At 34.4% G+C, this 12,625-nt stretch carries 21 protein-coding genes; 1 reads left to right on the top strand and 20 read right to left on the bottom strand.

The features are described from left to right. Positions 1 to 6 precede the first annotated feature (6 nt). The 20 genes from rplF to rpsL form a co-directional block, all read right to left on the bottom strand. Positions 7 to 549 (bottom strand): 50S ribosomal protein L6, encoded by a 543-nt coding sequence (gene rplF / locus HSX10_RS08895; RefSeq protein WP_173587864.1) that lies wholly within the window; start codon positions 547 to 549, stop codon positions 7 to 9. Positions 550 to 561: 12 nt separating this feature from the next. Next, positions 562 to 960: a 30S ribosomal protein S8 gene (gene rpsH, locus HSX10_RS08890; RefSeq protein ID WP_173587863.1), complete on the bottom strand. Its 399-nt coding sequence runs from the start codon at positions 958 to 960 to the stop codon at positions 562 to 564. Positions 961 to 1,022: 62 nt separating this feature from the next. Further along, positions 1,023 to 1,292 carry a 30S ribosomal protein S14 gene (gene rpsN / locus HSX10_RS08885; RefSeq protein WP_173587862.1) on the bottom strand — a complete coding sequence of 90 codons (270 nt, stop codon included), beginning with the start codon at positions 1,290 to 1,292 and terminating at the stop codon, positions 1,023 to 1,025. Positions 1,293 to 1,295: 3 nt separating this feature from the next. Continuing rightward, entirely contained in the window at positions 1,296 to 1,847 is a 552-nt protein-coding gene (rplE, locus tag HSX10_RS08880) for a 50S ribosomal protein L5 (RefSeq protein ID WP_173587861.1), read from the bottom strand. 2 nt (positions 1,848 to 1,849) lie between these two features. Continuing rightward, entirely contained in the window at positions 1,850 to 2,161 is a 312-nt protein-coding gene (gene rplX / locus HSX10_RS08875) for a 50S ribosomal protein L24 (RefSeq protein ID WP_173587860.1), read from the bottom strand. Between the two features lie 12 nt (positions 2,162 to 2,173). Continuing rightward, positions 2,174 to 2,542: a 50S ribosomal protein L14 gene (rplN, locus tag HSX10_RS08870; RefSeq protein WP_115818548.1), complete on the bottom strand. Its 369-nt coding sequence runs from the start codon at positions 2,540 to 2,542 to the stop codon at positions 2,174 to 2,176. Positions 2,543 to 2,544: 2 nt separating this feature from the next. Further along, entirely contained in the window at positions 2,545 to 2,805 is a 261-nt protein-coding gene (gene rpsQ, locus HSX10_RS08865; RefSeq protein ID WP_173587859.1) for a 30S ribosomal protein S17, read from the bottom strand. Between the two features lie 17 nt (positions 2,806 to 2,822). Further along, positions 2,823 to 3,014 (bottom strand): 50S ribosomal protein L29, encoded by a 192-nt coding sequence (gene rpmC / locus HSX10_RS08860; protein WP_173587858.1) that lies wholly within the window; start codon positions 3,012 to 3,014, stop codon positions 2,823 to 2,825. Between the two features lie 12 nt (positions 3,015 to 3,026). Next, the gene (gene rplP / locus HSX10_RS08855) at positions 3,027 to 3,446 is read right to left on the bottom strand and encodes a 50S ribosomal protein L16 (RefSeq protein ID WP_173587857.1); all 420 of its coding nucleotides are present in this window, start codon (positions 3,444 to 3,446) and stop codon (positions 3,027 to 3,029) included. Between the two features lie 20 nt (positions 3,447 to 3,466). Then, the gene (gene rpsC / locus HSX10_RS08850; RefSeq protein ID WP_173587856.1) at positions 3,467 to 4,183 is read right to left on the bottom strand and encodes a 30S ribosomal protein S3; all 717 of its coding nucleotides are present in this window, start codon (positions 4,181 to 4,183) and stop codon (positions 3,467 to 3,469) included. 9 nt (positions 4,184 to 4,192) lie between these two features. After that, positions 4,193 to 4,600: a 50S ribosomal protein L22 gene (rplV, locus tag HSX10_RS08845; protein WP_173587855.1), complete on the bottom strand. Its 408-nt coding sequence runs from the start codon at positions 4,598 to 4,600 to the stop codon at positions 4,193 to 4,195. A gap of 5 nt (positions 4,601 to 4,605) precedes the next feature. Further along, entirely contained in the window at positions 4,606 to 4,884 is a 279-nt protein-coding gene (rpsS, locus tag HSX10_RS08840) for a 30S ribosomal protein S19 (protein ID WP_020897652.1), read from the bottom strand. Between the two features lie 10 nt (positions 4,885 to 4,894). Further along, the gene (gene rplB, locus HSX10_RS08835) at positions 4,895 to 5,722 is read right to left on the bottom strand and encodes a 50S ribosomal protein L2 (RefSeq protein WP_173587854.1); all 828 of its coding nucleotides are present in this window, start codon (positions 5,720 to 5,722) and stop codon (positions 4,895 to 4,897) included. A 12-nt stretch (positions 5,723 to 5,734) separates the two neighbouring features. Continuing rightward, positions 5,735 to 6,025 carry a 50S ribosomal protein L23 gene (gene rplW, locus HSX10_RS08830; protein ID WP_173587853.1) on the bottom strand — a complete coding sequence of 97 codons (291 nt, stop codon included), beginning with the start codon at positions 6,023 to 6,025 and terminating at the stop codon, positions 5,735 to 5,737. A 5-nt stretch (positions 6,026 to 6,030) separates the two neighbouring features. After that, positions 6,031 to 6,660 (bottom strand): 50S ribosomal protein L4, encoded by a 630-nt coding sequence (rplD, locus tag HSX10_RS08825; RefSeq protein WP_173587852.1) that lies wholly within the window; start codon positions 6,658 to 6,660, stop codon positions 6,031 to 6,033. After that, a complete protein-coding gene (gene rplC, locus HSX10_RS08820) occupies positions 6,660 to 7,277 on the bottom strand; it encodes a 50S ribosomal protein L3 (RefSeq protein WP_173587851.1) in 618 nt (205 codons plus the stop codon). Before rplC ends, rplD begins: the two co-directional genes overlap by 1 nt. A gap of 151 nt (positions 7,278 to 7,428) precedes the next feature. Next, complete coding sequence (rpsJ, locus tag HSX10_RS08815; protein ID WP_007650482.1) at positions 7,429 to 7,734, bottom strand: 30S ribosomal protein S10; 306 nt, start codon at positions 7,732 to 7,734, stop codon at positions 7,429 to 7,431. 12 nt (positions 7,735 to 7,746) lie between these two features. Further along, the gene (gene fusA, locus HSX10_RS08810; protein WP_173587850.1) at positions 7,747 to 9,873 is read right to left on the bottom strand and encodes an elongation factor G; all 2,127 of its coding nucleotides are present in this window, start codon (positions 9,871 to 9,873) and stop codon (positions 7,747 to 7,749) included. 3 nt (positions 9,874 to 9,876) lie between these two features. Next, positions 9,877 to 10,353, bottom strand: a complete 477-nt coding sequence (rpsG, locus tag HSX10_RS08805; RefSeq protein WP_020897658.1) for a 30S ribosomal protein S7 — start codon at positions 10,351 to 10,353, stop codon at positions 9,877 to 9,879. Between the two features lie 22 nt (positions 10,354 to 10,375). Beyond that, a complete protein-coding gene (gene rpsL / locus HSX10_RS08800) occupies positions 10,376 to 10,750 on the bottom strand; it encodes a 30S ribosomal protein S12 (protein ID WP_019386263.1) in 375 nt (124 codons plus the stop codon). 176 nt (positions 10,751 to 10,926) lie between these two features. Between rpsL and HSX10_RS08795 the strand changes: the two genes are divergently transcribed. After that, positions 10,927 to 12,618, top strand: coding sequence for a POTRA domain-containing protein (locus HSX10_RS08795; protein ID WP_173587849.1), 1,692 nt, complete (start codon positions 10,927 to 10,929; stop codon positions 12,616 to 12,618). Positions 12,619 to 12,625 lie beyond the last annotated feature (7 nt).

The following is a 12,625-nucleotide window of genomic DNA, read 5'->3' as shown; positions in this document are numbered from 1 at the left end:
TAATTATTAAGCTGATTTACCTGCTTTTCTTCTAATTTCTTCACCAACAAACTTGATACCTTTTCCTTTGTAAGGTTCAGGTCTTCTGAAGCCGCGAATCTTAGCTGCAACTTGACCTACCAATTGTTTGTCAAAAGACGTTAATTTAACTCTTGGATTTTTACCTTTTTCTGAAATAGTCTCAATTGTTACTTCTGGAGCGATGTCCAAAACAATATTGTGAGAAAATCCTACGGCTAAATCTAATTTTTGTCCTTGATTAGACGCTCTATAACCTACACCAACTAATTCTAGTTCTTTGGTCCAGCCTTTAGAAACACCTTCTATCATGTTAGCAATTAATGCTCTATAAAGACCATGTTTTGCTCTTAAATCTTTCTTGTCAGAAGTACGTTCTAATGTAATAGTACCATCTTCTAATGTAATTTCAATTTCCGAATACTCTTGAGTTAATTCACCTAATTTACCTTTAGCGGTAATAGTGTTATCTTTAATCTCAACTGTAACACCTTCAGGAACTGTTATTGGGTTTTTACCTATTCTTGACATAATTTCCTGTTTTTAGTATACGTAACATAATACTTCACCACCTACATTTTCTCTCTGCGCTTGTTTTCCTGTCATCACTCCGTGAGACGTAGAAACAATAGCAATACCTAATCCGTTAAGGATTCTTGGCATTTCGTTAGATGAAGCATACTTACGTAAACCTGGTTTACTGATTCTTTGAATTTTTTTGATAACTGATTCTTTAGTCTCTTTACTGTACTTCAAAGCAATTTTGATAGTACCTTGTACTGAAGAGTCATCAAATTTATAACTTAAGATAAATCCTTGATCGAATAATATCTTAGTTATTTCTTTTTTTAAGTTAGATGCAGGAATCTCAACCACTCTGTGATTTGCCTTAACTGCGTTTCTAACTCGCGTTAAATAATCCGCTATTGGATCTGTATTCATATGTATTAATTTGCGGTAGCGGTTTTCGACACTATTGCCAAACCTAAAACCAATTTATAATTTTACCAACTTGCCTTTCTTACACCTGGAATTAAACCTTGGTTAGCCATTTCTCTAAACATTACACGAGAAACACCAAATTGTCTCATATAACCTTTTGGTCTACCTGTAAGTTTACAACGGTTGTGCTGACGTACTGGTGATGCATTTTTTGGTAACTTTTGTAATGCTTCGTAATCTCCAGCTTCTTTCAAAGCTTTCCTTTTCTCTGCATATTTAGCTACCGTTTTAGAACGCTTCACCTCACGGGCTTTCATTGATTCTTTAGCCATAATTTAATTCTTTTTAAAAGGTAATCCTAATTCTGTTAATAATGACTTAGCTTCCTTATCGGTTTCAGCTGAAGTCACAAATGTAATATCCATTCCTGAAATCTTATTAACTTTGTCAATATCAATTTCTGGAAATATGATTTGTTCTACTACACCTAAGTTATAGTTTCCACGACCATCAAAACCTGTAGCTTTAATTCCGTTAAAATCTCTAACACGTGGTAAAGCTGAAGTCACCAAACGATCTAAGAATTCATACATTTGCTCACCTCTTAACGTAACTTTTGCACCAATTGGCATCCCTTTACGTAATTTAAAAGAAGCAACATCCTTCTTAGACATTGTATGTATAGCTTTCTGTCCTGATATTTTTGTAAGTTCTTCTACTGCGTGATCGATTAATTTCTTATCCGCAACAGCAGCACCAACACCTTTAGATATCACTATCTTAGTAAGCTTAGGTACTTGCATTACATTTTTATATCCAAATTCTTCCGTAAGAGCAGGAACAACTTTGTCCTTATACTCTTGTTTTAATCTTGCAACGTAAGCCATAATTAAATTACTTCATTAGATTTTTTAGAAAATCTTACTTTATTATCACCATCCATCTTATAACCAACTCTAGTTGTTTCTCCTTTAGAAGTTAACAACGATAAGTTAGAAATATGTAAAGATGCTTCTTTCTCTACAATACCACCTTGAGGGTTTTGTGCGCTTGGTTTAGTATGTTTCTTAACCATGTTCACACCTTCTACGATGGCTTTGTTCTTATCTATTAATACTTTAAGTACTTTACCTTCTGATCCTTTATGATCACCAGCTATTACTTTTACTGTATCTCCTGATTTTATTTTAAGCTTTGTCATTTTATTTATCAATTAAAGCACCTCTGGTGCCAATGATACAATTTTCATGAATTGTTTATCACGAAGTTCTCTAGCTACAGGACCAAAAACACGAGTTCCTCTCATTTCCCCTTGAGGATTTAAAAGTACACAAGCGTTATCGTCAAATCTAATGTAAGATCCATCAGGACGTCTTACTTCTTTAGCTGTACGTACAACTACTGCAGTAGAAACAGCACCTTTCTTAATGGCACCATTAGGAGTAGCATCTTTAACAGCTACTACAATCTTATCACCTACAGAAGCATATCTTCTTTTAGTTCCACCTAATACACGGATAGTTAAAACTTCCTTTGCACCAGTGTTATCAGCTACTTTTAATCTTGATTCTTGTTGTAACATAATTACTTCGCTCTTTCAATTATTTCTACTAATCTCCAACATTTAGATTTACTTAAAGGTCTTGTTTCCATGATCTTTACTGTATCTCCTTCGTTGCAGTCATTTGTCTCATCGTGCGCGACATATTTCTTAGTCTTTAACACGAATTTTCCATACATAGGGTGTTTTACTTTCTTAACTTCAGCTACAACAATAGATTTCTCCATTTTGTTACTAGTTACGATCCCTATACGTTCTTTTCTTAAATTTCTTTTTTCTTCCATCTTTCAGCAGAATACAATTATTGTACGTCTCTTTTAGTTAGTTCTGTTGCCACTCTAGCTACTGTGCGACGCGCAACTCGTAACTGAATTGGATTATCTAAAGGTGATATAACATGTGCCATTTTCAGGTCTGTATAATTCTTTTTAGATTCACTAAGTTTCTCTTGTAACTCAGCTATTGAAAGCTCTTTAATCTCTGATTGCTTCATAATATCTTTCTATTAAGCTTCGTAATCTCTAGCTATGATAAACTTAGTTTTTACAGGAAGTTTCTGTGCTGCTAATCGAAGTGCTTCTTGAGCAGTTTCTAATGGCACACCACTTATTTCAAATAACATACGTCCTGGTTTTACTACTGCTGCCCAATATTCAACGGCACCTTTACCTTTACCCATACGTACTTCAAGAGGCTTTTTTGTAATAGGCTTGTCTGGAAAAATTTTAATCCATAACGATCCTTCTCTTTTCATGAAACGTGTAGCGGCTATACGTGCTGCTTCTATTTGACGTGCAGTTATAAAAGTCGATTCTAATGATTTAATACCGAAAGTACCATTTGATAACAAATGACCTCTTCCCGCATTTCCTTTCATACGTCCTTTTTGCTGCTTACGAAATTTTGTTCTTTTAGGCTGTAACATTTTGTCTTTTCTTTAAAAAATTACTTTCTACGACGAGATTGGTTCTTATTTCCACCACGTCCACCTTTGCTCTTTTGTTTAGATAAGCCTACTAATGGAGAAAGTTCTCTTTTTCCATATACTTCACCTTTCATTATCCAAACTTTGATACCAAGTCTACCGTATGTAGTATGTGCTTCTACAAGAGCATAATCAATGTCAGCTCTAAAAGTAGATAAAGGAATACGTCCTTCTTTATAGTGTTCAGAACGTGCCATTTCAGCACCATTCAAACGACCACTAATCTGAATTTTAATTCCCTCAGCATTCATACGTATTGCGGCAGCAATAGCCATTTTTATTGCACGTCTGTATGAAATTCTACTTTCAATTTGACGAGCAACACTAGCAGCTACTAAATAAGCATCTAACTCAGGTCTTTTAATTTCAAAGATGTTCAATTGAACTTCTTTGCCAGTAATTTTCTTAAGCTCTTCTTTTAACTTATCTACCTCTTGTCCACCTTTTCCGATAATAATACCAGGTCTAGCAGTAGTGATAGTAACGGTTACAAGTTTAAGCGTACGCTCAATAATTACTCTACTTACACTAGCTTTAGATAAACGCGCGTGAACGTATTTTCTAATCTTATCGTCTTCGGCAAGTTTATCACCATAATCGTTTCCTCCGTACCAGTTAGATTCCCATCCTCTGATAATTCCTAAGCGATTTCCGATTGGATTTGTCTTTTGTCCCATATCTCTATCTTAGCTTTGTGTTTTATTTATTGAATCTACTACCACAGTTACGTGATTAGATCTCTTTCTAATTCTATGTGCTCTACCTTGAGGTGCTGGACGCAATCTCTTTAACATAGAACCACCATCTACTCTAATTTCTTTGATAAACAATTTAGCTTCTTCAACATCAGCATCTTCGTTTTTAGCTTGCCAGTTTGCGATTGCAGACATTACAAGTTTTTCTAAACGACGTGAAGCTTCTTTTTGACTAAATCTAAGAATCTGAAGAGCTTTCTCTGCCTTCTCTCCTCTTACTAAATCCGCAACTAAACGCATTTTTCTTGGAGATGTAGGACAGTTATTTAGCTTAGCAAAAGCAACCTGCTTCTTCTCAGCTTTAATAGCATCCGCCATTTGTTTTTTACGACTTCCCATGATTCTTATTTTTTACCTTTATTCTTAGCACCTGCATGACCTCTAAAAGATCTTGTCGGTGAAAATTCTCCTAACTTATGCCCTACCATGTTTTCAGTAACAAATACTGGAACAAATTGACGACCGTTATGGACAGCTATAGTTTGACCAACAAAATCTGGAGAAATCATTGATGCTCTAGACCAAGTCTTAATAACTGTCTTCTTATTTGAAGCTACATTTTCTGCAACTTTTTTATCCAATTTATAATGGATATAAGGTCCTTTTTTTAATGAACGTGCCATACTTTCTTAATTATTTCTTTCTACGTTCTACAATATACTTATTACTCGCTTTAGTCTTAGAACGTGTTCTAAATCCTTTAGCAGGAATACCGTTTCTAGACCTTGGATGTCCACCTGAAGATTTACCTTCACCACCACCCATTGGGTGATCGACTGGGTTCATCACTACTGGTCTTACTCTTGGACGTCTACCTAACCATCTACTTCTACCTGCTTTACCAGACACAGTTAATTGATGATCAGAGTTAGAAACAACACCTATAGTAGCCATACATGTTACTAGAATCATTCTAGTTTCACCAGATGGTAACTTTACAGTAGCAAATTTATCACCTCTTGCCATTAATTGAGCAAATGCACCAGCACTACGAGCCATTACAGCACCTTGAGCAGGACGAAGTTCTATACAAGAAATAATTGTACCTAAAGGTATTTCACTTAAAGGCATTGCATTTCCAATTTCTGGAGCAATACCTGTTTCACCAGACACTATATTTTGACCTACTTGCAAACCATTCTGAGCGACAACATAACGTTTCTCACCATCTTGGTAATTTAATAGAGCAATAAATGCTGTTCTGTTTGGATCGTATTCAATTGTTTTAACTTCAGCAGGGATACCCGCTTTGTTACGTTTGAAATCGATAATACGATAACGTTTCTTATGACCTCCACCTACTTGGCGAATTGTCATTTTTCCTCGATTGTTTCTACCACCTGATCGTTTTTTCGGAGCAAGCAAGCTTTTCTCCGGCTTATCAGTAGTAATGGCATCGAATCCATTTACTACTCTAAATCGCTGACCTGATGTGATCGGTTTTAATTTTCTTACTGACATTAATGTCTAAAATTACATGTTAGTGTATAAATCTATTACTTCACCTTCCGCCAGTTGTACAATTGCTTTTTTAACAGCATTTGTTTTACCATGTTGAACACCAGTTTTTGTAAACTTGGTCTTACGATCTGGACGGACATTTATTGTACGAACTTTTTCAACAGAAACTCCATAAGCAGCTTCCACCGCTTTTTTGATTTCTACCTTGTTCGCCTTAGTGTTCACTTCAAATGCATATGCATTAAACAACTCACTTTGTTTCGTTGCCTTTTCTGTGATTATAGGTTTTCTTAAGATACTCATCTGTTCTATTTACTTAAATTCGATTCAATTCCTTCTAAAACACCTTCAATTAGAACTACTTTATTAGCATTCATAATCTTGTAAGTGCTTAATTCTGAGGTAGTTATTACTTCAGCCCCTTTAAAATTGCGGGAAGACAAATATACATTATTATTTGACCCAGCCAACACAATTAAAGATTTTTTCTTATCTAACTCTAAAGCCTTTAAAACATCAACAAAGTTTTTAGTTTTTGGAGATTCAAAACTGAAATCTTCTAATACTAAAATTGAATTGTCTTTTGCTTTAATACTTAATGCAGATTTACGAGCTAATCGTTTAAGGTTTTTGTTTAATTTAAAACCATAATTTCTTGGTCTAGGACCAAACATACGACCACCACCTCTGAATACACCAGACTTAATACTACCTGCTCTTGCAGTACCAGTACCTTTTTGTTTTTTAATCTTACGTGTACTACCTGTAATTTCTGCTCTTTCTTTTGCCTTATGCGTACCCTGTCTTTGATTTGCTAAGTATTGCTTAACATCTAAATATACAGCGTGGTTATTAGGCTCTATAGCGAACACTTGTTTAGAAAGCTCAGCTTTCCTACCTGTGTCTTTTCCGTTTATATCTAAAACTGCTATCTCCATTACTTCTCAATGATTACATAAGAATTTTTGTGACCAGGAACACATCCTTTTACCACTAGTAAGTTCTTTTCTGGAACTACTTTGTAAATTCTTAAATTTTGAACTTTTACTGTTTCACCACCCATTCTTCCGGCCATCTTCATACCTTTGAATACTCTCGCAGGATAAGAAGCTGCACCAATAGAACCTGGAGCTCTTAAACGGTTATGTTGACCATGCGTTGCTTGACCTACACCACCAAAACCGTGACGTTTTACTACACCTTGAAAACCTTTTCCTTTAGAAGTACCTGCAACATCTACAAATTCTCCTTCAGTAAATTGTTCTACTGTGATAGCATCACCTAATTTGTACTCCGAATCAAAACCTTTGAATTCAACAACTTTGCGTTTTACAGAAGTACCCGCTTTTTTAGCATGACCTAAGTCTGCTTTAGTAGCGCTTTTTTCTGTCGCGTCATCGAAACCTAATTGAAGTGCAGAATAACCATCCACTTCTTCAGTTCTGACTTGGGTAACGATACATGGTCCAGCTTCGATTACTGTACAAGGAATGTTCTTCCCATTTTCATCGAAAATGCTGGTCATACCGATTTTTTTTCCAATTAACCCAGACATAATTATTATTTATTTATTATTAATTAATCAAACTTTGTAAGTGTATATTAACTTACTATATAAAATTCAAGGCTGAAAATACGTTTCAGCCCTGAATTGTATTTATTACCGTTTTTCCCTCGCTCGCAGCTTAGGACATGTTAGTGTTTTATCACACTTTAATTTCAACTTCTACTCCACTTGGTAATTCAAGTTTCATTAAAGCGTCAATTGTTTTAGAAGATGAAGAATAAATATCTAATAATCTCTTGTAAGAGCTTAATTGAAATTGTTCTCTAGATTTCTTATTAACGTGTGGTGAACGTAATACAGTGAATATTTTCTTGTGAGTTGGTAAAGGAATTGGTCCTGTTACTACTGCACCTGTACTTTTTACTGTTTTTACAATCTTATCAGCAGACTTATCTACTAAGTTATGATCGTAAGACTTTAATTTGATTCTAATTTTTTGACTCATTTTCTTAACTTTTTAAGATTCTTCTCCTTTAGCTGCTTTGATTACGTCTGCTGACACGTTAGCTGGAGTTTCAGCATAATGTGAAAATTCCATAGTTGATGTTGCTCTACCTGAAGATAATGTTCTCAATGTAGTAACATAACCAAACATTTCTGAAAGTGGCACTGTAGCTTTAATAGTCTTTGCACCTGCACGGTCTCCCATACCTTCCATCATACCACGTCTTCTATTTAAATCTCCAACAATGTCACCCATGTTTTCTTCTGGTGTGATCACCTCAAGTTTCATGATAGGTTCCATTATAACCGCTTTTGCTGCTTTTGCTGAGTTTTTAAATCCAAGCTTTGCTGCTAATTCGAAAGATAGTTGATCTGAATCGACATCATGATAAGATCCATCTCTCAATGTCACTTTCATTGCGTCTACTTCAAATCCTGCTAATGGTCCATTTTGCATAGCCATTTTAAATCCTTTTTCAATTGAAGGGATAAATTCTTTAGGAACGTTACCACCTTTAATTACAGATTCAAACTGTAAACCTACAACACCTTCATCTGCTGGTTCAATCGTAAATACGATATCAGCAAACTTACCACGACCACCAGATTGTTTTTTATAAACTTCTCTATGATCTGCAGATTGTGTAATAGCTTCTTTATATTCAACTTGTGGCTGACCTTGGTTAACCTCTACATTAAATTCTCTCTTTAAACGATCTACAATTACATCTAAGTGTAATTCTCCCATTCCAGAAATAATAGTCTGTCCTGAAGCTTCGTCTGAACGCACTGTAAATGTAGGATCTTCTTCAGCTAATTTAGCTAAGCCCATTCCTAATTTATCTACATCTGCTTTTGTCTTAGGCTCAACCGCGATACCAATTACTGGATCTGGAAAGTCCATAGACTCTAATACTAAAGGATGTTTTTCGTCAGTAAGTGTATCTCCTGTTTTGATAGATTTAAATCCAACAGCAGCTCCAATATCTCCAGCTTCTATATAATCAATTGCATTTTGCTTGTTAGCATGCATTTGATAGATACGAGAGATACGTTCTTTTTTACCTGAACGATTGTTCAATACGTAAGAACCTGCATCTAAACGACCAGAATAAGCTCTAAAAAATGCTAAACGACCTACAAAAGGATCAGTTGCAATTTTAAATGCTAAAGCAGCAAACGGCTCCTTAACACTTGGCTTACGAAGCTCTTTCTCTTCTGTATCAGGATTCACACCAACAATACCATCCTTATCCATAGGAGAAGGTAAGTAACGACATACAGCATCTAATAAGAACTGTACACCTTTGTTTTTGAAAGCAGAACCACAAATCATAGGAATAATTGCCATATCCATTACAGCAGCTCTAAGTGCAGCATGCACTTCATCTTCCGTAATAGAATCTTCATCTTCCATGAACTTCTCTAGTAAGTTCTCATCGTATCCAGCAACTTCCTCTATAAGTAGTGCTCTATATTTTTTAGCTTCAGCTTTAAGATTCTCTGGAATTTCAATAACATCAAAAGTTGCCCCTTGAGTTTCATCATGCCAAACAATAGCTCTATTCTTAACTAAATCTATAATTCCTTTAAAATCTTCTTCGTCACCAATGTTTAAAACGATTGGCACCGCGTTAGATTTTAACATATCTTTTACTTGTTGACAAACACTTAAAAAGTCTGATCCTTGACGGTCCATTTTATTAACGAAACCAATACGAGGCACTTTATAGTTATCTGCAAGTCTCCAGTTAGTTTCAGATTGAGGCTCAACACCATCAACTGCACTAAACAAGAAAACTAAACCATCAAGTACACGTAAAGAACGATTTACTTCAACAGTAAAATCTACGTGACCTGGTGTATCAATAATATTAAAATGGTAACTCTGTGCTTCAGGAGTTGGTTGTGCATTTTCCTTTGGAAAAACCCACTCACATGTAGTAGCTGCAGAAGTAATTGTAATACCTCTTTCTTGCTCTTGCTCCATCCAGTCCATAGTTGCAGCACCATCATGTACTTCACCTATTTTATGTGAAACACCTGTATAATAAAGAACACGTTCTGTAGTTGTAGTTTTTCCAGCATCAATGTGAGCTGCAATTCCTATATTTCTTGTAAGTCTTAAATCTCTTGCCATTTCTTAAAATCTAAAGTGTGAGAAAGCCTTATTTGCTTCTGCCATTTTATGAGTATCAGTTCTTTTCTTAACTGCTGCTCCTTCTTCTTTAGCTGCTGCTAAAACTTCTGCCGCTAAACGTTGCGCCATAGATTTTTCGTTTCTCTTACGCGAAAAGCTAATTAGCCATTTCATTGCAGTTGAAACCTTACGGTCTGGACGAATCTGCATTGGAATCTGAAATGTAGCACCACCAACACGACGACTACGTACTTCTACGTGAGGCATTACGTTAGATAAAGCTTCTTTCCAAATCTCTAAAGCTGTTTTTTCGTCATCATTCTTTTTCTCTTCAACAATATCAATTGCATCATAGAATACTTTAAAAGCGATAGACTTCTTACCATCCCACATCATCATGTTAACAAAACGTGTTACTAACTGATCATTAAATCTTGGATCTGGTAAAAGCGGTCTCTTTTTTGCTGCTCTTTTTCTCATGTCTTCTTCTTAAAGTTTTAAATTACTTCTTAGGGCGTTTTGCACCATACTTAGATCTACGTTGCGTTCTTCCTGATACACCTGCTGTATCTAAAGCACCACGAACGATGTGATATCTAACTCCTGGTAAATCTTTTACCCTTCCACCTCTAACCAATACTATCGAGTGCTCTTGTAAATTGTGACCTTCTCCACCAATGTATGCATTTACTTCGTTTCCGTTTGTTAAACGAACCCTTGCTACCTTACGCATTGCTGAGTTAGGTTTTTTAGGTGTCGTTGTATAAACACGAGTACATACACCACGTCTTTGAGGACACGAATCTAAAGCAGCCGATTTACTCTTCTTGGTTATTTTGGCTCTTCCTTTTCGTACTAATTGTGAAATTGTTGGCATATATTTCTATATAAAATTTATTAATCCTCACTTTTGAGGGCTGCAAAGGTACAAATTAATATCTATAATTCAAATAGTTGTGTATTAATTTTCTAAAGAAATAGAAACTTTTATTTCAATCCTATATAATATGCTCTATTTTTACGTTGATATAATAGTTACACTATTAATTACTGATGCCAAATACAAGCCGTATTTTTTTTGTTTTTTATTCCCTATTGGTTTTCTCAAACTTAGGGAATGCACAATCTATTTTATTAAAAGTAGAAGGTGAATCCATAAAAAAGACAGAAGTCATTGACTCACTTGGATACCTTAAAAACTTTAATAATTATAATACACTTCAAGCAGAGCTAACTAGTTTAAAAACAAAACTAACAAAAGAAGGTTATATAGACACCGATATTAAAAACATAACCAAACAAAACGACACTCTTTTTTTAGCTTCTCTTCTTTTGGGCGAAAAAATAAACACCATCAGAATTTATTATAATTCTAGTTTCAATACCGAATTATTAAACTTTATTAATCATAAGAAAGGTGAAGCTTATTATGAAGTTGAAATAGCAGATCTTGAATCTTCATTAAATACATTAAATTCTAAAATTGCAGAACAAGGTGATCCGTTTTCAACTTTACAACTTATTGACATTACAAAATTAAATCCTGGAACTATTTCAGCACAGCTAAAAATTATAACCAATCAAAAAAGACGGATCGATAAAATCATAGTTAAAGGATATGAAAAATTCCCTAAATCTTACATCAAGCATTTTCTCAAATTAAAAACGGGGAAATCTTTTAATCTAAATGCTATAAAAGAAAAAATTGAACTTTTAAATAATATACAATTTGCTCGCAAGATAAAAGATCCTGAAGTGCTTTTTACAAAAGACTCAACAACCTTATATCTATATGTAGAAAAAACGAATACTAATAATTTTGATGGATTCTTAGGTTTCGGAACTAACGAAGACACAAATAAGATAGAATTTGATGGTTATTTAGACTTACGCCTTATTAACAACCTTAATTACGGAGAAACAATTAATCTATATTATAAAAGTGATGAGATAGACCAGCAAACCTTTAAAGTCGATGCCGACTTACCATATATATTTTCCTCTCCAATAGGTCTTCAACTTGGTCTTAACCTTTTTAAAAAGGATTCTACTTTCCTTAACGCGAATCAATCTGCAAAAATCAATTACCTTATCAACGCAGAACAAAAAATAGGACTAGGTATTACGTCTACTAAATCGACAAATTTACTAGAAGATGACACTACAACTCTGAATGATTACACTACAAACTATTACACTTTAAGCTACAATTATTCAAAATTTCAATCATATGATTCTTTATTTCCTATAAATTTTTGGCTAGATTTTTCTTCTGGATTTGGAGACAGAACAAATGATGTAGGAATTCAAAAGCAAACAGTATTCAATATTGAAACCTTCAAAATATTTAATTTCAATAATAAAAATAGTTTTTATACTAAATTAAGTGGTGCCATTTTAACTTCAGATGATTATTTAGATAATGAATTATTTCGTTTTGGAGGCATTAATTCCATAAGAGGATTTGAAGAAAATAGTTTAGTTGCAAATCTATACGGAGTTCTAAATACAGAATACCGTTATCGACTAAATAGCAATATCTATGTACACTCCGTAATTGATGCTGCATATTTAGAAAATCAACTTACCAACAGTAAAGAAAAGCTCTTTGGATTTGGCTTTGGTTTTGGTTTACTAACAAATGCGGGATTATTTCGGTTGAACTACTCTAGCGGAAAGACAGAAAATAAATCCTTTAAATTATCGGATTCTAAGGTACATCTTAGTTTGACTGCTACTTTTTAAAAAATTA

This window comes from Winogradskyella undariae, assembly GCF_013285155.1.
Taxonomy (GTDB): domain Bacteria; phylum Bacteroidota; class Bacteroidia; order Flavobacteriales; family Flavobacteriaceae; genus Winogradskyella; species Winogradskyella undariae.
This window is presented reverse-complemented; position numbering and strand designations above follow the sequence as displayed.